The 20,108-nt window shown below is 58.4% G+C and carries 21 protein-coding genes; 19 read left to right on the top strand and 2 right to left on the bottom strand.

Annotated elements, in window-relative coordinates; translation table 11 throughout:
• The first annotated feature begins 75 nt into the window (after positions 1–75).
• The 19 genes from iscR (at position 76) to ACRESD_RS19010 (ending at position 17,004) form a co-directional block, all read left to right on the top strand.
• On the top strand, positions 76–567 hold the full coding sequence (iscR, locus tag ACRESD_RS19100) for a Fe-S cluster assembly transcriptional regulator IscR (RefSeq protein ID WP_003194020.1): 492 nt from the start codon (positions 76–78) through the stop codon (positions 565–567).
• Positions 568–617: 50 nt separating this feature from the next.
• Positions 618–1,832, top strand: a complete 1,215-nt coding sequence (locus tag ACRESD_RS19095; protein WP_431752330.1) for an IscS subfamily cysteine desulfurase — start codon at positions 618–620, stop codon at positions 1,830–1,832.
• Positions 1,833–1,931: 99 nt separating this feature from the next.
• Positions 1,932–2,318, top strand: a complete 387-nt coding sequence (gene iscU / locus ACRESD_RS19090; protein ID WP_007929523.1) for a Fe-S cluster assembly scaffold IscU — start codon at positions 1,932–1,934, stop codon at positions 2,316–2,318.
• A 28-nt stretch (positions 2,319–2,346) separates the two neighbouring features.
• Positions 2,347–2,670: an iron-sulfur cluster assembly protein IscA gene (gene iscA / locus ACRESD_RS19085; protein WP_010565230.1), complete on the top strand. Its 324-nt coding sequence runs from the start codon at positions 2,347–2,349 to the stop codon at positions 2,668–2,670.
• 8 nt (positions 2,671–2,678) lie between these two features.
• A complete protein-coding gene (gene hscB, locus ACRESD_RS19080) occupies positions 2,679–3,200 on the top strand; it encodes a co-chaperone HscB (RefSeq protein ID WP_123715337.1) in 522 nt (173 codons plus the stop codon).
• A gap of 53 nt (positions 3,201–3,253) precedes the next feature.
• On the top strand, positions 3,254–5,116 hold the full coding sequence (gene hscA, locus ACRESD_RS19075) for a Fe-S protein assembly chaperone HscA (RefSeq protein ID WP_431752329.1): 1,863 nt from the start codon (positions 3,254–3,256) through the stop codon (positions 5,114–5,116).
• A 3-nt stretch (positions 5,117–5,119) separates the two neighbouring features.
• The gene (fdx, locus tag ACRESD_RS19070) at positions 5,120–5,461 is read left to right on the top strand and encodes an ISC system 2Fe-2S type ferredoxin (protein WP_032890689.1); all 342 of its coding nucleotides are present in this window, start codon (positions 5,120–5,122) and stop codon (positions 5,459–5,461) included.
• 14 nt (positions 5,462–5,475) lie between these two features.
• Positions 5,476–5,676, top strand: coding sequence for a Fe-S cluster assembly protein IscX (gene iscX / locus ACRESD_RS19065; RefSeq protein ID WP_123715338.1), 201 nt, complete (start codon positions 5,476–5,478; stop codon positions 5,674–5,676).
• Between the two features lie 91 nt (positions 5,677–5,767).
• Positions 5,768–6,193 (top strand): nucleoside-diphosphate kinase, encoded by a 426-nt coding sequence (ndk, locus tag ACRESD_RS19060; protein ID WP_060754319.1) that lies wholly within the window; start codon positions 5,768–5,770, stop codon positions 6,191–6,193.
• A gap of 29 nt (positions 6,194–6,222) precedes the next feature.
• On the top strand, positions 6,223–7,371 hold the full coding sequence (gene rlmN / locus ACRESD_RS19055) for a 23S rRNA (adenine(2503)-C(2))-methyltransferase RlmN (protein WP_025859274.1): 1,149 nt from the start codon (positions 6,223–6,225) through the stop codon (positions 7,369–7,371).
• Between the two features lie 12 nt (positions 7,372–7,383).
• Positions 7,384–8,142: a type IV pilus biogenesis/stability protein PilW gene (gene pilW / locus ACRESD_RS19050; RefSeq protein ID WP_431752328.1), complete on the top strand. Its 759-nt coding sequence runs from the start codon at positions 7,384–7,386 to the stop codon at positions 8,140–8,142.
• The gene (locus tag ACRESD_RS19045; RefSeq protein ID WP_431752327.1) at positions 8,142–9,107 is read left to right on the top strand and encodes a RodZ domain-containing protein; all 966 of its coding nucleotides are present in this window, start codon (positions 8,142–8,144) and stop codon (positions 9,105–9,107) included. Before pilW ends, ACRESD_RS19045 begins: the two co-directional genes overlap by 1 nt.
• 2 nt (positions 9,108–9,109) lie before the next feature.
• On the top strand, positions 9,110–10,219 hold the full coding sequence (gene ispG / locus ACRESD_RS19040; RefSeq protein WP_104994745.1) for a flavodoxin-dependent (E)-4-hydroxy-3-methylbut-2-enyl-diphosphate synthase: 1,110 nt from the start codon (positions 9,110–9,112) through the stop codon (positions 10,217–10,219).
• Positions 10,220–10,240: 21 nt separating this feature from the next.
• Entirely contained in the window at positions 10,241–11,530 is a 1,290-nt protein-coding gene (hisS, locus tag ACRESD_RS19035) for a histidine--tRNA ligase (protein WP_431752326.1), read from the top strand.
• A gap of 41 nt (positions 11,531–11,571) precedes the next feature.
• Complete coding sequence (locus tag ACRESD_RS19030) at positions 11,572–12,213, top strand: YfgM family protein (protein ID WP_017135953.1); 642 nt, start codon at positions 11,572–11,574, stop codon at positions 12,211–12,213.
• Positions 12,206–13,357: an outer membrane protein assembly factor BamB gene (gene bamB, locus ACRESD_RS19025; RefSeq protein ID WP_431752325.1), complete on the top strand. Its 1,152-nt coding sequence runs from the start codon at positions 12,206–12,208 to the stop codon at positions 13,355–13,357. Before ACRESD_RS19030 ends, bamB begins: the two co-directional genes overlap by 8 nt.
• Before the next feature lie 134 nt (positions 13,358–13,491).
• Positions 13,492–14,961: a ribosome biogenesis GTPase Der gene (der, locus tag ACRESD_RS19020; RefSeq protein WP_431752324.1), complete on the top strand. Its 1,470-nt coding sequence runs from the start codon at positions 13,492–13,494 to the stop codon at positions 14,959–14,961.
• A gap of 115 nt (positions 14,962–15,076) precedes the next feature.
• Complete coding sequence (locus tag ACRESD_RS19015) at positions 15,077–16,225, top strand: pyridoxal phosphate-dependent aminotransferase (protein WP_431752323.1); 1,149 nt, start codon at positions 15,077–15,079, stop codon at positions 16,223–16,225.
• Positions 16,213–17,004 (top strand): amidohydrolase, encoded by a 792-nt coding sequence (locus ACRESD_RS19010; protein WP_431752322.1) that lies wholly within the window; start codon positions 16,213–16,215, stop codon positions 17,002–17,004. The genes ACRESD_RS19015 and ACRESD_RS19010 overlap by 13 nt, the downstream gene beginning before the upstream one ends.
• 63 nt (positions 17,005–17,067) lie before the next feature.
• Here ACRESD_RS19010 and ACRESD_RS19005 read toward each other — a convergent pair whose 3' ends face one another.
• Entirely contained in the window at positions 17,068–17,832 is a 765-nt protein-coding gene (locus ACRESD_RS19005) for a hypothetical protein (RefSeq protein WP_431752321.1), read from the bottom strand.
• A gap of 339 nt (positions 17,833–18,171) precedes the next feature.
• Positions 18,172–19,851: a 2-isopropylmalate synthase gene (gene leuA / locus ACRESD_RS19000; RefSeq protein WP_431752320.1), complete on the bottom strand. Its 1,680-nt coding sequence runs from the start codon at positions 19,849–19,851 to the stop codon at positions 18,172–18,174.
• Positions 19,852–20,108: the final 257 nt, after the last annotated feature.

The raw sequence follows: 20,108 nt of genomic DNA, 5'->3' as shown, positions 1-20,108 counted from the left end.
CTAGGTCTTATAGTTGACTTAAATACTCGGGAATCGCATACTCGCTCCCATTCTGAAACACCTTGGTACTTGTCCATGAGACTGACTACAAAAGGCCGATACGCGGTGACCGCCATGCTTGACTTGGCCTTGCACGCGCAAACTGGGCCGGTGTCCCTGGCCGATATCTCCGAGCGCCAAGGCATTTCCCTGTCCTACCTCGAGCAACTGTTCGCCAAATTGCGCCGTAGCAACTTGGTTTCCAGTGTGCGTGGGCCAGGTGGTGGCTACCAGCTGTCCCGCGATATGCAGGGTATCCAGGTAGCCCAGGTGATCGACGCGGTGAACGAATCCGTTGATGCCACCAAATGCCAGGGTCTGGGTGACTGCCACGCCGGCGACACCTGCCTGACGCACCACCTGTGGTGTGACTTGAGCCTGCAGATCCATGAGTTTTTGAGTGGTATCAGCTTGGCTGATCTTGTGACTCGCCGTGAGGTGCAAGAAGTAGCCCAGCGTCAGGACCAGCGCCGTTGCAACACCAAGGCGCCGCGTCTGGACAAGATTGAAGCGTCCGCCGTCGAGTGACAGCCGAAGAGCTAACGGCACGCCAGCCAGCCTGATTTAGGAGAAAGTCCATGAAATTGCCGATTTACCTTGATTACTCAGCGACCACCCCGGTTGATCCGCGTGTCGCGCAAAAGATGAGCGAATGCCTGCTGGTTGATGGAAACTTCGGCAACCCGGCCTCCCGTTCCCACGTATTCGGCTGGAAGGCCGAGGAAGCGGTCGAGAACGCTCGTCGCCAAGTCGCCGATCTGGTCAACGCCGATCCACGCGAAATCGTCTGGACCTCGGGCGCCACCGAGTCCGACAACTTGGCAATCAAGGGCGCCGCGCATTTCTACGCGACCAAGGGCAAGCACCTGATCACCACCAAGATTGAGCACAAGGCTGTCCTGGACACCATGCGCCAACTGGAGCGTGAAGGTTTCGAGGTCACCTACCTCGAGCCAACCACTGACGGTATCGTCACCCCGGCCATGATCGAAGCGGCCCTGCGTGAAGACACCATCCTGGTTTCCGTGATCCACGTGAACAACGAAATCGGCACCATCAACGACATCGCAGCCATCGGCGAGCTGACCCGCTCCAAAGGTGTGTTGCTGCACGTCGACGCCGCTCAGTCCACTGGCAAGGTCGATATCGACCTGTCGAAACTGAAAGTCGACCTGATGTCGTTCTCTGCCCACAAGACTTATGGCCCTAAAGGCATCGGTGCCCTGTACGTGAGCCGTAAACCGCGTGTGCGTATCGAAGCCACCATGCACGGCGGCGGTCACGAGCGCGGCATGCGTTCGGGTACCCTGGCGACCCACCAGATCGTCGGCATGGGCGAAGCCTTCCGTGTAGCCAAGGAAGACATGGCTGCCGAAAACGTGCGCATCAAGGCCCTGAGCGATCGCTTCTACAAGCAGGTCGAGAACCTTGAAGAGCTGTACATCAACGGCAGCATGACCGCCCGTGTACCGCACAACCTGAATTTGAGCTTCAACTACGTCGAAGGCGAGTCGCTGATCATGGCGCTCAAGGACCTGGCAGTTTCGTCCGGTTCGGCCTGCACCTCGGCCTCCCTTGAGCCTTCGTATGTACTGCGTGCCCTGGGCCGCAACGACGAGCTGGCACACAGCTCGATCCGCTTTACCTTCGGCCGCTTCACCACTGAAGAGCAAGTCGACTACGCCGCGCAGAAAGTCTGCGAAGCCGTCAACAAGCTGCGCACTCTGTCGCCGCTGTGGGACATGTTCAAAGACGGTGTCGATATTTCCAAGATCGAGTGGGCGGCACACTAAATATAGAAGCCGCCACCCCAGCTCTGTAGGAACGTGGCGGAAAACGCAGGCGTTTCTACAGGGTTCCAGAGCGGCCCTGATGAGTGAGGATTCAGTACCATGGCTTACAGCGAAAAGGTCATCGACCACTACGAAAACCCGCGCAACGTCGGCAAGATGAACGCGGAAGACCCTGATGTCGGCACCGGCATGGTCGGCGCTCCGGCGTGCGGTGACGTGATGCGCCTGCAGATCAAGGTCAACGAGCAGGGCATCATCGAAGATGCCAAGTTCAAGACTTATGGCTGCGGTTCGGCGATCGCCTCCAGCTCCCTGGCGACCGAGTGGATGAAAGGCAAGACTCTGGATGAAGCAGAGACCATCAAGAACACTCAGCTGGCCGAAGAACTGGCCTTGCCGCCAGTGAAAATTCACTGCTCCGTACTCGCAGAAGATGCCATCAAGGCAGCCGTTCGCGACTACAAGCAGAAGAAAGGCTTGATCTAAGCATTTGGCGACGAGTAAGGAGTCAACGATGGCTATCAGCATGACGGAAGCGGCTGCACGGCACGTGCGGCGCTCCCTGGATGGGCGCGGTAAAGGTGAGGGGATTCGTCTGGGTGTGCGCACCACGGGCTGTTCCGGCCTTGCCTATGTGCTGGAGTTTGTCGACGAGGTGGTTGCGGAAGACCAGGTCTTCGAAAGTCACGGCGAGAAAGTGATCATCGATCCTAAAAGCCTGACTTATCTCGACGGCACCGAACTCGATTTCGTCAAGGAAGGGTTGAACGAAGGCTTCAAGTTCAACAACCCCAACGTGCGCGGTGAGTGTGGCTGCGGCGAAAGCTTCAACATCTGAGGCTATTTGTGGGTACTCCTTGTCATTTCGCTTTATTCGAGCTGCAGCCGAGCTTTCGGCTGGACCTTGAGCAGCTTGCCACGCGCTACCGAGAATTAGCGCGTGGGGTGCATCCGGACCGCTTCGCTGATGCTTCCGAGCGTGAGCAACGCCTGGCGCTGGAGCAGTCGGCCAGCCTCAACGAGGCCTATCAGACCCTCAAAAGTCCTCCGAAGCGTGCGCGTTACCTGCTCGCGATGAAGGGGGGCGAGTTGCCATTGGAAGTCACGGTGCACGACCCAGACTTCCTGATGCAACAGATGCAGTGGCGCGAAGAGCTCGAAGACTTGCAGGACGAAGCCGATCTGGCAGGTGTCGCAGTCTTCAAGCGTCGTCTGAAAGTGGCCCAGGATGAGCTCAACGAAAGCTTCGCAGCCTGTTGGGATGACGCAGCGCAACGTGAGCAGGCCGAGCGCCTGATGCGGCGCATGCAGTTTCTCGACAAGCTCACCTACGAAGTGCGCCAGCTAGAAGAGCGCCTCGACGATTAACCCAGTGTGCTGCCCGTGATGCACGCCTGATAGACAGATAAGACCTGATTACCATGGCCCTACTGCAAATCGCCGAACCCGGCCAAAGTCCTCAACCGCACCAGCGTCGCCTGGCGGTCGGGATTGACCTGGGCACCACCAATTCCCTGGTTGCTGCCTTGCGCAGCGGCCTGTCCGAGCCGCTGCCCGACGCCGATGGCCAGGTGATCCTGCCCTCTGCCGTGCGCTATCACGCTGATCGCACCGAAGTGGGTGAGTCGGCCAAGCGGGCAGCGTCTGCCGATCCGTTGAACACCGTGCTGTCGGTCAAGCGCTTGATGGGTCGTGGTCTGTCCGACGTCAAACAATTGGGTGATCAACTGCCTTACCGCTTTGTCGGCGGCGAATCCCACATGCCGTTCATCGACACCGTACAAGGCCCGAAAAGCCCTGTGGAAGTGTCAGCCGAAATTCTCAAGGTGCTGCGCCAGCGTGCGGAAACCACTTTGGGTGGCGAACTGGTCGGTGCGGTGATCACGGTTCCGGCCTATTTCGACGACGCCCAGCGTCAAGCCACCAAGGATGCGGCGAAACTCGCCGGCCTGAATGTGCTGCGCTTGCTCAACGAACCGACAGCCGCCGCCGTGGCCTATGGCCTGGATCAGCACGCCGAGGGCTTGGTTGCGATCTATGACCTGGGCGGCGGCACCTTTGATATCTCGATCCTGCGCCTGACCGGCGGCGTTTTTGAAGTGTTGGCGACCGGCGGTGACAGCGCCTTGGGCGGCGATGACTTCGATCACGCTATCGCAGGCTGGATCATCACCAGCGCCGGCTTGTCGGCCGACCTGGACCCGGGCGCCCAGCGCAACTTGCTGCAAGCCGCCTGCGCCGCCAAAGAAGCGCTGACTGATGCGGCATCTGTTGAAGTGTCCTACGGCAACTGGTCGGCCCAGCTGACTCGCGAAGCCTTCGATTCGTTGATCGAGCCGATGGTCGCCCGCAGTCTTAAAGCCTGCCGTCGTGCTGTGCGTGATTCCGGTGTCGAGCTGGAAGATGTGGGTGCCGTGGTCATGGTCGGCGGTTCTACCCGCGTACCACGTGTTCGTGAGGCAGTGGCCGAAGCTTTTGGTCGTCAGCCGCTGACGGAAATCGACCCGGATCAAGTCGTTGCCATTGGCGCTGCAATCCAGGCCGACACGTTGGCGGGCAACAAGCGTGATGGTGGCGAACTGCTCCTGCTTGACGTGATTCCGTTGTCCCTGGGGCTGGAAACCATGGGCGGCCTGATGGAGAAGGTGATTCCACGCAATACCACTATCCCCGTCGCCCGCGCCCAGGACTTCACCACCTACAAAGATGGCCAGACGGCCATGATGATCCATGTGCTGCAGGGCGAACGTGAGCTGATCAGCGATTGCCGATCCCTGGCGCGCTTCGAATTGCGCGGCATCCCGGCGATGGTGGCGGGTGCTGCGAAGATTCGCGTGACCTTCCAGGTTGACGCCGATGGCCTGCTGAATGTAGCTGCGCGTGAGCTGGGTTCGGGCGTTGAGGCCAGCATCCAGGTCAAGCCGTCCTACGGTCTGACCGACGGCGAAATCGCCAAGATGCTCAAGGACTCGTTCCAGTATGCCGGTGACGACAAGGTCGCCCGCGTGCTGCGTGAGCAGCAAGTGGATGCCCAGCGCCTGCTTGAAGCCGTGCAGGGCGCCTTGGACGCCGATGGCGAGCGTCTGCTGGATGCCGAAGAGCGCATGGTCATCGACCTGCAGATGCAGGAGTTGGCCGAACTGATGAAGGGCACCGATGGTTATGCCATCGAGCAACAGACCAAGCGCCTGTCGCAAGTGACCGATGCTTTTGCTGCCCGCCGCATGGATCAGACGGTGAAAGCCGCACTGGCCGGGCGCAACCTGAATGAAATCGAGGAATAATTAATGCCGCAGGTCATTTTTCTGCCACACGCCGAGCATTGCCCGGACGGTATGGTCGTGGAGGCTGAGACCGGCAAGTCCATCCTCGAAGTTGCCCATGACAACCACATCGAAATCGAGAGTGCCTGCGGCGGTGTCTGCGCTTGCACCACCTGCCATTGCATCATTCGCGAGGGTTTCAACTCCCTTGAAGAAGCGGATGAGCTGGAGGAGGATTTTCTTGATCGTGCATGGGGCCTTGAGGCGCAATCGCGCCTAAGCTGTCAGGCAAAGGTCGGGACGGAAGACATCACTGTCGAAATTCCGAAGTATTCGCTCAACCATGCTGCCGAAGCGCCGCATTGATTCAAGGAAATGTCATGAGCCTGAAATGGGTTGATGTACAAGAAATCGCCATTCTGTTGGCTGATGGTCATCCGGATCTGGACCCCTATTCGCTGAACTTTGTCGCTTTGCGTGACATGGTCATGGCTTTGCCGGGGTTTGAAGATGAGCGGGATCGCGGTGGCGAAAAGGTCTTGGAAGCTATCCAGACTGCCTGGAAAGAAGAACAGGACTGACGCCTCCCTTACGCAGTTAGGCAATACCCAATAACCCGCGTATAATTCGCGGGTTTAATTTTTCGTAAATTACCGTTTCTGGAGTTACACCATGGCTGTTCAACGTACTTTCTCCATCATCAAGCCTGACGCTGTTGCAAAAAACGTCATCGGCGAGATCACCACTCGTTTCGAAAAAGCCGGCCTGAAGGTTGTAGCTTCGAAACTCAAGCAACTGTCCAAGGCTGAAGCTGAAGGCTTCTACGCTGAGCACAGCGCTCGTGGCTTCTTCGGCGACCTGGTTGCCTTCATGATCTCCGGTCCTGTTGTTGTTCAGGTTCTGGAAGGCGAAAACGCTATCGCTCTGAACCGTGAGCTGATGGGCGCTACCAACCCTAAAGAAGCAGCTGCCGGCACCATCCGTGCTGACTTCGCTGAGTCCATCGACGCCAACGCTGTTCACGGTTCGGACTCCGAAGCCGCTGCTGCTCGCGAAATCGCTTACTTTTTCGCTGCTACTGAAGTAACCGCTCGCTAAGCATCGGCTAAAAGAGTGAGGGTGAATCCATGACTACATCGACTGTTAAAACCAACCTGCTGGGTCTGACTCAGCCGGAAATGGAGAAATTCTTCGACTCAATCGGGGAGAAGCGTTTCCGTGCCGGTCAGGTAATGAAGTGGATTCACCACTTTGGCGTTGACGATTTCGACGCCATGACGAACGTCAGCAAGGCCCTGCGCGACAAGCTCAAGGCCATTGCTGAGGTCCGTGGTCCTGAAGTGGTGAGCGAGGACATCTCCAGCGACGGCACCCGTAAGTGGGTGGTGCGCGTGGCGTCCGGCAGCTGTGTCGAGACCGTATACATTCCCCAGGGCAAACGCGGCACCTTGTGCGTTTCGTCCCAGGCAGGCTGTGCCCTGGACTGCAGTTTCTGCTCCACCGGCAAGCAAGGCTTCAATAGCAACCTCACCGCCGCCGAAGTGATCGGCCAGGTGTGGATTGCCAACAAATCCTTTGGCAGCGTCCCGGCGACCGTCGACCGTGCCATCACCAACGTGGTGATGATGGGCATGGGTGAGCCGCTGCTGAACTTCGACAACGTCGTTTCGGCCATGCACTTGATGATGGACGACCTGGGCTACGGCATCTCCAAGCGCCGTGTGACCCTGTCGACCTCCGGCGTGGTACCGATGATCGATGAGCTGTCCAAGCACATCGACGTCTCCCTGGCGTTGTCGCTGCACGCACCCAATGACGCATTGCGTAACCAATTGGTGCCGATCAACAAGAAGTATCCGCTTAAGATGCTGCTCGAATCTTGCCAGCGCTACATGTCGTCCCTGGGCGAAAAGCGCGTGCTGACCATCGAGTACACCTTGCTCAAAGACATCAACGACAAGGTTGAACACGCGGTCGAGATGATCGAGTTGCTCAAGAACATCCCGTGCAAGATCAACCTGATTCCGTTTAACCCGTTTCCCCATTCTGGCTACGAGCGGCCGAGCAACAACGCTATCCGCCGTTTCCAGGATCAACTGCACCAGGCCGGTTACAACGTCACCGTGCGCACCACCCGTGGTGAAGACATCGACGCGGCCTGTGGTCAGTTGGTAGGGCAGGTGATGGATCGCACCCGCCGCAGCGAACGCTATATCGCCGTGCGCGAATTGAACGCCGCTGACGATTTGCCGCAAATCGCTGTGAATCGAATCTGAGAGAGGATCTCTATGCCCTTGCGCCTTGCGCTGCTCTTGCTTGTTACCGGTCTTGCGGCCGGTTGTGTTTCATCGGGCCATGACAGCCCTTTGCAAACCGGTAAAGGCCGTGACGAGGCGCGAGTTGCCTATGTGCAACTGGGTTTGGGTTACCTGCGGCAAGGCATGAGCGAGCAGGCCAAGGTGCCGTTGAAGAAGGCCCTTGAGCTGGACCGCGATGATGCCGACGCGAATTCCGCCCTGGCCTTGGTGTTTCAGGCCCAGGCCGAGCCTGAGCTGGCCGACCAGTATTTCCACAAGGCCCTGGCCGCCCGTCCTGCTGATCCACGGTTGCTGAACAACTACGGCAGCTTTCTGTTCGAGCAGAAACGGTATGACCAGGCGTCCCATTATTTTCAGCAAGCCTCTACCGATACCCTCTACCCCGAGCGGTCGCGTGTGCTTGAGAACCTGGGCGTCACCTCGGTGCGTCTCGGCCAGCGTGATAGCGCCCGCCAGCAGTTGGAAAAAGCCCTGCATTTGAACAGTCGTCAGCCACGGGCTTTGCTCGAAATGGCTGAGTTGTCTTACGAAGACAGGCATTATGTGCCGGCACGTGACTATTACGAGCGTTTTAGCCTGCTCAGCGGGCAAAATGCACGTAGTCTATTGCTCGGTGTGCGCCTGGCGACGGTTCATGAAGAACCCGATACGGCCGCACGTTTTGGCCAGCAACTCGAACGACTCTATCCCGGTACGCCGGAATATCAGCAATACCTGTCGGAGCAATGATGAAAGCGGCGCACCCGGAAGTTGTAGCAGCTAATCGCGTAAACCCAGGCGAGACCTTGCGTCAGGCCCGCGAAAGCAATGGCTGGTCGCTGGCAGAAGTGGCCCTCAAGCTCAATTTGACCAGCACGTCACTGGCCAACCTGGAAGCCGGCGCGTTCGACAAGCTGCCGGGGCATACGTTTGCCCGCGGCTATATCCGTGCCTACGCCAAGCTGCTGGGCATCGACCAGGCTGTCCTGGTCCAGGAATTCGACCAGTTCACCGGTACCGATTCCCAGGGCAGCAATGTCCATGGCCTGGGCCGCATTGAAGAGCCGGTACGGGTTTCCCATACTATTTTGCGCATTGTCAGTCTCCTGCTGCTGATCGCCGTGATCGGCGGCGGTTTCGTCTGGTGGCAAGACCAGACCTCCCAGCGTACCAAGGACCTGACCAGCAACGCCCTGGAGCACGTCGAAGTCGAAAGCGCCGACGGCACCACCCAGATTCATCCGCTGGATGAGCCGGAAGACCAGGCTGTCACCGAAGCCCAGGGCACACCTCAAGCACCGGCCACTACCGAGCAGCCAGCCCCGCAAGCGGATATCACCCCTGCCGTGACCGCTGCTGTACCTGCGACGCCTGCCGCTCCAGTTGCACCGACGCCGGCTCCAGTAGTCACTGCACCAGTCGCCCCGGCTGCTCCTGTTGCTGCCGCGCCCGCTGCGCCCGCGTTGATCGCCGGCGATGGTCACATCCAGATTACCTTCATCGCTGACTGCTGGACGCAAGTCACCGATGGCAATGGCAAAGTGCTGTTTAGCGGTCTGAAGCGTAAGGGAGATACGCTCGACCAGGGCGGCAAGCCTCCTTTGACGCTGCGTCTGGGCTATGCCCGTGGCGCGCAAGTGGCCTATAACGGCCAGCCTGTGGACGTGGCGCCATTCACCAGTGGCGAGACTGCTCGCCTCAAGTTGGGACAATAGTCATGCACGGCGAATCTCCAATCAAACGTCGCGTATCGCGCAAGATCTGGGTCGGCTCGGTGCCGGTGGGTGGCGATGCCCCTATCGCGGTACAGAGCATGACCAACAGCGACACCAATGATGTGGCTGCCACCGTTGCCCAGATCAATCGTCTGGAAGCGGCCGGCGTCGACATCGTGCGGGTTTCCGTGCCGGATATGGACGCCGCCGAGGCGTTCGGCCGCATCAAGCAACTGGTCAAGGTGCCGCTGGTTGCCGATATTCACTTCGACTACAAGATCGCCTTGCGCGTAGCCGAACTGGGTGTGGATTGCTTGCGTATCAACCCGGGCAATATCGGTCGTGAAGACCGTGTGCGTGCAGTGGTAGACGCTGCCCGTGACCGTGGCATTCCAATCCGTATCGGCGTCAACGCCGGTTCCCTGGAAAAAGACCTGCAAAAGAAATACGGCGAGCCCACCCCGGCGGCGCTGGTTGAATCGGCGCTGCGCCATGTTGAGCACCTTGAGCGTCTGAATTTCCAGGACTTCAAGGTCAGCGTAAAGGCCTCCGACGTGTTCATGGCGGTAGAAGCCTACCGCTTGCTGGCCAAGGAAATCGTGCAGCCGCTGCACCTGGGTATCACTGAAGCGGGCGGTTTGCGTTCAGGCACAGTGAAATCTGCGGTGGGTCTCGGTATGCTGCTCGCCGAAGGGATTGGCGATACTATCCGTATATCCCTGGCGGCAGACCCGGTAGAGGAAGTGAAAGTCGGTTACGACATTCTCAAATCCCTGCATTTGCGTTCCCGTGGCATCAACTTCATTGCCTGCCCGAGCTGCTCGCGGCAGAACTTCGACGTGGTGAAAACCATGAACGATCTTGAAGGACGCCTCGAAGACCTGCTGGTGCCGCTGGATGTTGCGGTGATCGGTTGTGTGGTCAACGGGCCGGGTGAAGCCAAAGAGGCGCACATCGGTTTGACCGGTGGTACACCGAACCTGATCTACATCGACGGCAAGCCGGCGCAGAAGTTGACGAATGACAATCTGGTCGATGAGCTTGAACGGCTGATCCGCGAGAAAGCGGCCGAAAAGGTCGCGGCTGACGCAGCGCTGATCGCGCGCGGCTAAGAACGAATTTAAGGATTAGATGTGAGCAAGTCTCTGCAAGCCATTCGTGGCATGAACGATATCCTGCCGGAGCAGACGCCACTGTGGCGCTACTTCGAGAACACGGTCGCGCGTTTGCTGGATAACTACGGTTACAAGCAGATCCGCATGCCGATCGTCGAGTTCACCGAGCTGTTCAAGCGCTCCATCGGTGAAGTGACCGACATCGTTGAAAAAGAGATGTACACCTTTGAAGACCGCAACGGCGACTCCCTGACGTTGCGTCCGGAAGGTACTGCCGCGTGCGTGCGCGCCGTGCTTGAGCATGGCATCACCGGTGGTGGCCAGACTCAGAAGCTCTGGTACATCGGCCCGATGTTCCGCCACGAGCGTCCGCAAAAAGGTCGTTATCGCCAGTTCCACCAGATCGGTTGTGAGGTCTTCAACCTGGACGGTCCGGACATCGATGCCGAGTTGATCGTGCTGACCTGGCGCTTATGGGGCCAGTTGGGCATCCGCGACGCGGTCAAGCTCGAACTCAACAGCCTGGGCACCAGCGAATCCCGGGGCCGCTACCGCGAAGCCCTGGTCGAATACCTGTCCGCCCATCTGGACAAGTTGGATGAAGACAGTCAGCGCCGTCTGAAGACCAACCCGTTGCGCGTGCTGGACACCAAGAACGCCGACACCCAGGCTGTTCTGGTCGATGCGCCGAAGATGGCCGACTACCTGGACGACGAATCCCGCACGCACTTCGAGGGCCTCAAGGCTCGTCTGGATGCAGCCGGTATTCCCTACGTGATCAACCCGAAACTGGTACGCGGCCTCGATTACTACAGCAAGACCGTATTCGAGTGGGTCACCGACAAGCTTGGCGCCCAGGGCACGGTGTGTGCCGGTGGTCGTTACGATGGCCTGGTTGAGCAGATGGGCGGCAAGCCGACCACGGGCGTGGGTTTCGCCATGGGCATCGAGCGGCTGATCCTGTTGCTGGAAACCCTGGAGCAGATCCCGGAAGAAATCTCCCGTCAGGTGGATGTGTACCTGTGCGCCTTTGGCGAGGCTGCCGAGTTGGCGGCCCTGGCCTTGAGCGAAAAAGTACGCGACCAACTGCCGAACCTGCGCTTGCAGATCAATGCTGGCGCCGGCAGCTTCAAGAGCCAGTTCAAGAAGGCTGACAAGAGCGGTGCGCTGTACGCGCTGATCCTCGGCGATGACGAACTGGCCCAGCAAGTGATAGGTTTCAAACCCCTGCGTGGCCAGGGCGAACAACAAAACATTGCCTTTGATGCGCTCGCTGCGCACCTGGCCACCTGCGTCGTGCAGGGTTGAAGCTGTCGAACAGCCGAATTTAGCGATTAAGGAGTATTGGGGTGTCGAGTACTGATGATGAGCAACTGGCCGAGTTCAAGGACTGGTGGCAGCGTAACGGCAAGCCCCTGGTCACTGGCGGCCTGCTGGCTTTAGTGGTGGTGTTCGGCTGGCAAGCCTGGCACAAGTATCAGGCCAACCAGTCCCAGGGTGCCTCGATCCTCTATCAGCAATTGCTGGAAACCACGCTGACCCCGGACGGCAAGCCTGACCCTGCGCAGGTTGCCGACTTGGCCGGTAAGTTGAAAAACGAATTCGGCGGTAGCACCTACGCCCAATACGGTAGCCTGTTCGTCGCGAAAGTCGCGGTCGACACCGGCAAGCTGGATGATGCAGCCACTGAGCTTAAGGCCATCGCCGACAAACCGACCAACCCGACCCTGGGTGAAATCGCACGTCAGCGCCTGGCACAGGTATTGGCGGCGCAGAACAAGGCTGACGAAGCACTCAAACTGCTCGACGGCGATGCTGACAAGGCATTTGTGGCCACTCGCGAAGAGCTCAAGGGCGACCTGTTGGTCCAATTGGGTCGTACCGACGAAGCCCATGCTGCGTACCAAAAAGCCAAGGCGGCGCTGTCTGATGAAGCGGCGGTCGGTGGCTTACAAATCAAGCTGGACGACTTGGCCAAAGGGGATGCGTGACGTGATCCGTTGGAAACATGCAGCATTGCTGGCTCTGGCCGTTCTGGCCGCGGGTTGCAGCAGCAACAGCAAAAAAGAACTGCCTCCGGCCGAGCTGACCAGCTTCAAGGAAGAAGTGGTCCTGCAAAAGCAGTGGAGCCGCTCCATCGGTGATGGTCAGGGCGACCTCTACAACCTGTTGCAGCCGGCAATCGACGGCGACAACATTGTGGCCGCTGATTCCACCGGTGTCGTGGTCTCCATGGACCGCATGAACGGCGACGTCAAGTGGAAGAAGGACCTGGACCTGCCAGTATCCGGCGCTGTTGGCGTGGGTTACGGAATGGTGATGCTGGGCACGCTCAAAGGCGAAGTGATTGCCTTGGACTCCAGCACCGGTGAAGAGAAATGGCGCGCTCGCGTGACCAGTGAAGTGCTCTCCGCACCGGCTACCAACGGCGATATCGTCGTGGTGCAGACCCAGGATGACCGTGTAATCGGTTTGGATGCCGCCACCGGCAACCAGCGCTGGTTGTACGACAGCACCCCGGCGGTGTTGACCCTGCGCGGTACCAGTGGTCCGATTGTGACCAACAACCTGGCCGTTGCGGGCCTGTCCACCGGTAAAGTGGTGGCCCTGGATACCCAGAACGGCGTGCCGGCCTGGGAAACCCGCGTGGCGATCCCGCAAGGTCGTTCCGAGTTGGATCGCGTGGTCGACATCGACGGCGGCTTGCTGCTGTCCGGCGAGACCATCTATGTGGCCACCTACCAAGGGCGCGTTGCTGCGCTGGACCTGCAAAGCGGCCGTATCAACTGGCAGCGTGATGCTTCCAGCTATGCCGGTGTCGCTCAAGGGTTTGGCAGCGTCTACGTAAGCCTGGCGTCTGGCACCGTTGAAAGTGTCGACGAGCGTTCCACCACTGCGTTGTGGAGCAACGACTCCCTGGCTCGTCGTCAACTGTCGGCCCCGGAAGTGTTCTCCAGCTACGTAGCCGTTGGCGACTTCGAAGGCTACCTGCATCTGCTGAGCCAGGTGGACGGTCGTTTTGTCGGCCGCGAACGTATCGACAGCGACGGCCTGCGTGTTCGTCCGCTGGTCGTGGGTAACATGCTTTATGTGTTTGGCAACAGCGGCAAGCTGGAAGCCCTGACCATCAAGTAAGAACTATGCTTGGGGTAAAACCCAGGCGGCCCCGCTTCGGCGGGGCATGCGGCATTTAAATATGCTGCCCCGAGCACCAGCCGCTGCCTTGCAGCGGCTTTTGTATTTTCTGAAATAACGAAGTGGAGAGCCGCATGGTTCCCGTAATCGCCCTGGTGGGCCGACCTAACGTCGGCAAGTCCACCTTGTTCAACCGCCTGACCAGGACTCGCGACGCCATCGTCGGCGACTTGTCCGGTCTGACCCGTGATCGCCAATACGGTGAGGCAAAGTGGCAAGGGCGCTCCTACATTATTGTCGACACCGGTGGTATCTCCGGTGACGAGCATGGCATGGACGAAAAAATGGCCGAGCAGTCGCTGCTGGCCATTGAAGAAGCCGACGTCGTGTTGTTCCTGGTGGACGCCCGTGCGGGCTACACCGCTGCCGACCAGATGATTGGCGAGCACCTGCGCAAGCGCAACAAGCGTTCCTACGTGGTCGCCAACAAGATCGACAACATCGATCCTGAGCTGGCTCGTGCTGAGTTCAGCCCGATGGGCCTGGGTGATGCGATTCCGATCGCCGGTGCCCACGGTCGCGGTATTACCCAGATGCTGGAAATTGCCCTGAGCAGTTTCCCGAAGGATGACGTCGAGGAAGAAGAGGGCGAAGAAGAAATCGTTGCCGAAGGTGAGGAAGCCAAGCGCATTCCTGGCCCGAGTGAAAAAGACGGTATCAAGATCGCCATCATCGGTCGTCCGAACGTCGGCAAGTCGACCCTGGTCAACCGCATGCTCGGTGAAGACCGCGTAATCGTCTACGACCAGCCCGGCACCACCCGTGACAGCATCTACATCCCGTTCGAACGTAACGAGGAAAAGTACACGCTGATCGACACCGCTGGTGTGCGCAAGCGCGGCAAGATCCACGAGGAAGTTGAAAAGTTCTCCGTGGTGAAAACCCTGCAAGCGATCAAAGACGCCAACGTGGTGATCTTTGTGATGGACGCCCGCGAAGGCGTGGTGGACCACGACCTCAACCTGCTGGGCTTTGCCCTGGAGGCCGGTCGGGCACTGGTGATCGCGATCAACAAGTGGGACGGCATGACGCCAAGCGAGCGCGATTTCGTCAAGATCGAGTTGCAGCGTCGCCTGTTCTTCGTCGAGTTCGCCGATATCCACTTTATCTCGGCCCTGCACGGCACCGGCGTGGGCAACCTCTACGCCTCCGTCCAGAACTCGTTCAAGTCCGCGGTCACCCGCTGGCCGACCAACCGCCTCACTCAGATCCTGGAAGATGCCGTTGGCGAGCACGCGCCGCCGATGGTCAACAACCGCCGGATCAAGCTGCGTTACGCCCACTTGGGTGGTGCCAACCCGCCGATTATCGTGATCCACGGTAACCAGATCGAGAAGGTGCCGAAGTCCTATGTGCGTTATCTGGAAAACACCTACCGTCGTGTCTTGAAGCTGGTGGGTACGCCGATCCGCATCGAGTTCAAAGGTGGCGATAACCCATACGAAGGCAACAAGAACACGCTGACGGATCGTCAGGTGAACAAGAAGCGTCGTTTGATGACTCACCACAAGAAGGCCGACAAGAAGCGCCGCGACAAGCGCTGATACCGACCTCGCAAAAAGGGCTCTTGATGAGCCCTTTTTTGTGCGCGACGGTTTGTGCCTTGACCCGATGCAGTCGGCAGCTTAAAACTTGGGGCTCACCTGCAGGGGCCTTTCGATGATCACCAGCAAGCTGCCGAATGTCGGCACGACCATTTTCACCACCATGTCGCAACTCGCTGCCGAAACCGGCGCGCTGAATCTGTCCCAAGGCTTTCCCGACTTCAATGGCCCTCAAGGCTTGCTCGATGCCGTGGGCAAACACGTTGCCAGTGGCCATAACCAATATTCCCCGATGATCGGCCTGCCAGCCCTGCGTCAGCAAGTGGCGGCCAAGATCGCCCGCAGCTATGGCGCCAGGGTCAACCCGGACAGCGAAGTCACCATCACGCCCGGTGCAACCGCGGCGATCTTCTGCGCGATTCAGGCGGTGATTCGCAACGGTGACGAAGTCATCGTGTTTGATCCCAGCTACGACAGCTACGAACCCTCCGTTGAATTGGCCGGTGGTCGTTGTGTGCACGTGCAGTTGAGCCTGCAAGGCTTCGCACTGGATTTCGACAAGATCAAGACCGCGCTCTCACCGCGTACGCGCATGATTATCCTGAACACCCCACACAACCCCACTGGCGCGCTGATCAGCCGTGCCGAACTGGACCAGTTGGCCGAACTGATCCGCGACCGCGATATTTATCTGGTAAGCGATGAGGTTTACGAGCACCTGGTGTTTGACGGGGTGCCTCACGTCAGCGTGTTGGCCCATGAAGAGTTGTACCAGAGGGCGTTTGTGGTCAGTTCCTTCGGCAAGACCTACCACGTCACTGGCTGGAAAACCGGTTACGTGGTTGCGCCACCGGCCCTGACGGCCGAGCTGCGCAAGGTGCATCAATATGTCAACTTCTGCGGCGTGACCCCGTTGCAGTATGCTTTGGCCGACTTCATGGCCGAACACCCGGAACACGTCGACGAACTGCCAGCCTTCTACCAGGCCAAGCGTGATCTGTTCTGCGACTTGCTGGCACCGTCACGGTTCAGCTTCTCCCGGGTGACCGGCACATACTTTCAACTGGTGGATTACTCGCAGATCCGCCCGGACCTGGATGACGTCGCCATGTCGCTGTGGATGACCCGCGAACACGGCGTTGCGACCATCCCGGTCTCGGTGTTCTACCAGCAACCACCCCAAGGCCAGCGCCTGGTGCGCCTGTGCTTTGCCAAACGCGAGGAGACGCTGCAACAAGCGGCCGAAAAGCTATGCGTGATCTGAGTACATTGCCCAACCTGAATATCGCTCTGGTCCAGACCAGCCTGACCTGGCACGACCGTCAGGCCAATCTCGAACACTTCGAACTGCTGCTGGAGCAGGCCAAAGGCGCTGACCTGATCGTATTGCCGGAGATGTTCACCACCGGTTTCTCGATGGAGTCGTCCACCCTGGCCGAGCCAGAGCACGGCCCCACTCATCTTTGGCTGCAGGCCCAGGCCGCGAAGTACAACGCCGTCATCACCGGCAGCGTGATCATCCAGGCCGCCGACGGCAGCCACCGCAACCGGCTGCTGTGGGCACGGCCGGATGGCGAGGTGTTGCATTACGACAAGCGCCACCTGTTCCGCATGGCCGGCGAGCACGACCACTACACACCGGGTGAACGGCAGGTGCAGTTCGAGTTGAAGGGTTGGCGCATTCGCCCGCTGATTTGCTACGACCTGCGCTTCCCGGTGTGGAGCCGTGACGCTCAGGACACCGACCTGTTGTTGTACACCGCTAATTGGCCAGGTGCGCGGCGTTCACACTGGAACCGACTGCTGCCGGCGCGGGCTATTGAAAACCTGTGCTATGTGGCGGCAGTGAATCGAGTGGGTACGGATGGGAAGGGCTTTACCTACACCGGGGACAGCCAGGTGCTGGATTTCCAGGGGGAGGCATTGCTCAGTGCTGGGGAGGCCGATGGGGTTTTTCAGGTGCGTCTGGATGCCGGGGAACTGGTGGATTATCGCACTCGGTTTCCTGCCAGTTTGGACGCCGACACGTTTCGTTTGGTCTGATTGGGGGTGATGCTAGCTGCTGATACCTCGACCTTCCAGGCGAGGTATCAGGGGGATTAGCTTTTAGAGGGCAAGTTCACTGCTTCGAATGGCCGCGTAGTAGTTCTTGCTTTGCTGGGCGATGTCCTTGGCTTCTGTGCTGCTGGGATCAAGTGTTCGATATTGCTCATAAAACTTGTGCCCCAAACCTCCTTTTTGTCCGGATGTTTCTTCCAATCGTTTGCAATAGTCCTCCCCCAGCATGGATTTGGCGGTACTTGCATTCATCTTTCCGAAGATCATTGCAGGCGTGATGACTTGCATTTCACAATTGCCGCCGACCGTAGATTTATAGGTGGCATTGATGCCGCTGTAACCGAGTGGGTCTATATTTCCATCAATCCTTTTTATATTGATGCCGCCTTTTTTCTCCAGATCGGAAACGACATTGTCTACTTTGTCGCTATTGATAATGACTGTCGTGCGGGTGAGGTCTTTGATTTTGCCCATGTCTCCACCGTAGTCATTACTTATTTTGGTCAATGCTCGATCAATTGTTTTCATCGGGGCAGTAATTACCTTGCCGCCATACTCTTTAGCTATTGTTTTGGAAAAATCATCGTTTTCCGATTTGGAGGTGTACATCTTTTCGTAGATGAACGTTGCCAGCTTGGTGTGCCCTTTTTTTATACCTAGGCGTTCAGGAGCGCTATTGTCTGCAGGCGGGAGGTTTTCTTTATTTTCCGTTGACCATTCGTTTGGCCTTTGCTGTTGAGGGCTTGCTTGCGGTACAGGCGTGCGCGCGGCAAAAGGATTATTGGTTGAATGAGAAGGAACGATCGTAATCATGAGCGAGTGCCCTCATCGAGATCATTTTTTTGCGGATCAATAAAGAAGATTTCTTGCGGGGATTTTTTGCAGTAATAGCTGTGTTTCATGTGATTCTCCAATGCTTATTGCAAATACAATCCCTTGGAGATTAATGCAGGGTACTCCTCACCTTGCGGTCGCTCATTGGGTGGTTGCGTCTAAGCTCAACGTTCCATCCATGCCGTGAGAATTTATGTCTGGAGTAGGTAAGCAGGTAGACGTTAAGCCTCTTGGAAAGCACTTGGTATAATTTCGAATAGTTAATAAAAAAGCCCCTGAGTTTTAACTCAGGGGCTTTTTGCATTGCAGCGATCAGGTTTACGCCGCCTTAGCTTCCAACTGGCTCAACGAGCGGTTCAGCGCACTGAACACCGCTTTGAAGCTCGCCGTGGTGATGTTTTCATCAATCCCCACGCCGTGCACCGGACGTTCACCATTCACGCGCAGCTCGATATACGCCGCCGCTTTGGCGTTGGTGCCTGCACCGATTGCATGTTCGTTGTAGTCCATGATCTCCACACCAATCGGCAAGCCCGCCACCAGCGCTTCCAGCGCGCCATTGCCTTTGCCTTTCCAGTGCAGGTTGGTTTCGCCCTGACCCTTGCCGGAGACTTCCACCTCGACAAAGCTGTTGCCGTTTTCTTCCTGCAGGCGATGGCTGACCAGCGCGTACGGGGTGTTGGCTTGCAGGTATTCACGCTGCAGCAAGGCGTAGATCTGTGGTGCAGTCATCTCCAGGCCCACGCGGTCGGTTTCGGCCTGCACCACCTGGCTGAATTCGATCTGCATGCGACGCGGCAGGCTGATGTCGTATTCCTGCTCCAGCAGGTAGGCGATGCCGCCTTTGCCTGACTGACTGTTCACACGAATCACCGCCTCGTAGCTGCGGCCGATGTCGGCCGGGTCGATCGGCAAGTACGGCACTTCCCACAGGGCATCGTCTTTCTGCTGGGCGAAACCCTTGCGGATCGCATCTTGGTGAGAGCCGGAGAACGCGGTGTGCACCAGGTCGCCAACGTACGGGTGACGTGGGTGAACCTGGATCTGGTTGCACTCCTCGACAACCTTGCGTACGCCGTCGATGTCGGAGAAGTCCAACTGCGGGTCCAGGCCCTGGGTGTACATGTTCAGTGCCACGGTGACGAGGTCGACGTTACCGGTACGCTCGCCGTTACCAAACAGGCAGCCTTCGACACGGTCTGCGCCGGCCATCAGGCCCAGTTCGGTGGCGGCCACGCCAGTCCCACGGTCATTGTGGGTGTGCAGGCTGATGATCACGCTGTCACGACGATTGATATGGCGACCGAACCACTCGATCTGGTCGGCATAGATGTTCGGCGTGGCACATTCAACGGTGGCTGGCAGGTTGAGGATCACCTTGTGCTCAGGTGTCGGGTTCCACACCTCGATCACCGCGTCGCACACTTCCTTGGCGAACTCCAGTTCAGTGGCGCTGAAGGTCTCCGGGGAGTACTCGAAGGTCCACTGGGTTTCCGGCTGCTGGGCGGCGTATTTGACGAACAGCTTGGCCGCGTTGACCGCGATGGCCTTGATGCCGTCCTTGTCCTGGTTGAACACAATGCGGCGGAACGACGGCGAGGTGGCGTTGTACAAGTGCACGATGGCTTTTTTGGCACCGCGCAGGGACTCGAAGGTACGTGCGATCAGGTCTTCACGGCCCTGGGTCAGCACCTGGATGGTGGTGTCCTCGGGGATATGGTTGTCTTCGATCAGGGTGCGTACGAAGTCGAAGTCGGTTTGCGATGCCGCTGGGAAGGAGGCTTCGATTTCCTTCACGCCAACGGCTACCAGGGTCTTCCAGAAACGCAGCTTTTTCACCGCGTCCATTGGCTCGATCAGCGACTGGTTGCCATCACGCAGGTCGGAGCTGCACCAGATCGGCGCGGTGGTGATGGTTTTCGACGGCCAGGTGCGGTCCGGGATGTCGATGGTGGGGAACGCGCGGTATTTGGAAGACGGGTCTTTGAGCATGCTCATCAGAAGAATCCTTGTTGTAGGGCCGAGAAGAGGCGGCCTGCCAGAAAGCGTTTATTAGGGATAAAACCGGGGACGAGGCAGATCGATTCAGCCTGGCAGTCGTGCGCTGACGAGGCACAGGCTGCGGTGCTGGCGGAGCTGAATGAGGGTGTGAGAGGTTTTCATAAGCTCAACCCTAACCGCCGAGGTGAAAGATGGCAAGCAGTCGAGAAAAATTGAGAGAAGTTCTGCTGTCTGACGGATAGGCGGGATTTTAT

Source organism: Pseudomonas sp. (assembly GCF_050739995.1).
Classification (GTDB): domain Bacteria; phylum Pseudomonadota; class Gammaproteobacteria; order Pseudomonadales; family Pseudomonadaceae; genus Aquipseudomonas.
The sequence above is the reverse complement of the archived record's forward strand: the minus strand, read 5'-3'. Positions and strand labels throughout refer to the sequence as shown.

Coding starts and splice junctions, on each gene's coding strand:
- iscR (WP_003194020.1), top strand. CDS start 76: ATGAGACTGACTACAAAAGGCCGATACGCGGTGACCGCCATGCTTGAC.
- ACRESD_RS19095 (WP_431752330.1), top strand. CDS start 618: ATGAAATTGCCGATTTACCTTGATTACTCAGCGACCACCCCGGTTGAT.
- iscU (WP_007929523.1), top strand. CDS start 1,932: ATGGCTTACAGCGAAAAGGTCATCGACCACTACGAAAACCCGCGCAAC.
- iscA (WP_010565230.1), top strand. CDS start 2,347: ATGGCTATCAGCATGACGGAAGCGGCTGCACGGCACGTGCGGCGCTCC.
- hscA (WP_431752329.1), top strand. CDS start 3,254: ATGGCCCTACTGCAAATCGCCGAACCCGGCCAAAGTCCTCAACCGCAC.
- fdx (WP_032890689.1), top strand. CDS start 5,120: ATGCCGCAGGTCATTTTTCTGCCACACGCCGAGCATTGCCCGGACGGT.
- iscX (WP_123715338.1), top strand. CDS start 5,476: ATGAGCCTGAAATGGGTTGATGTACAAGAAATCGCCATTCTGTTGGCT.
- ndk (WP_060754319.1), top strand. CDS start 5,768: ATGGCTGTTCAACGTACTTTCTCCATCATCAAGCCTGACGCTGTTGCA.
- rlmN (WP_025859274.1), top strand. CDS start 6,223: ATGACTACATCGACTGTTAAAACCAACCTGCTGGGTCTGACTCAGCCG.
- pilW (WP_431752328.1), top strand. CDS start 7,384: ATGCCCTTGCGCCTTGCGCTGCTCTTGCTTGTTACCGGTCTTGCGGCC.
- ACRESD_RS19045 (WP_431752327.1), top strand. CDS start 8,142: ATGAAAGCGGCGCACCCGGAAGTTGTAGCAGCTAATCGCGTAAACCCA.
- ispG (WP_104994745.1), top strand. CDS start 9,110: ATGCACGGCGAATCTCCAATCAAACGTCGCGTATCGCGCAAGATCTGG.
- bamB (WP_431752325.1), top strand. CDS start 12,206: ATGCGTGACGTGATCCGTTGGAAACATGCAGCATTGCTGGCTCTGGCC.
- der (WP_431752324.1), top strand. CDS start 13,492: ATGGTTCCCGTAATCGCCCTGGTGGGCCGACCTAACGTCGGCAAGTCC.
- ACRESD_RS19015 (WP_431752323.1), top strand. CDS start 15,077: ATGATCACCAGCAAGCTGCCGAATGTCGGCACGACCATTTTCACCACC.
- ACRESD_RS19010 (WP_431752322.1), top strand. CDS start 16,213: ATGCGTGATCTGAGTACATTGCCCAACCTGAATATCGCTCTGGTCCAG.
- ACRESD_RS19005 (WP_431752321.1), bottom strand. CDS start 17,832: ATGATTACGATCGTTCCTTCTCATTCAACCAATAATCCTTTTGCCGCG.
- leuA (WP_431752320.1), bottom strand. CDS start 19,851: ATGAGCATGCTCAAAGACCCGTCTTCCAAATACCGCGCGTTCCCCACC.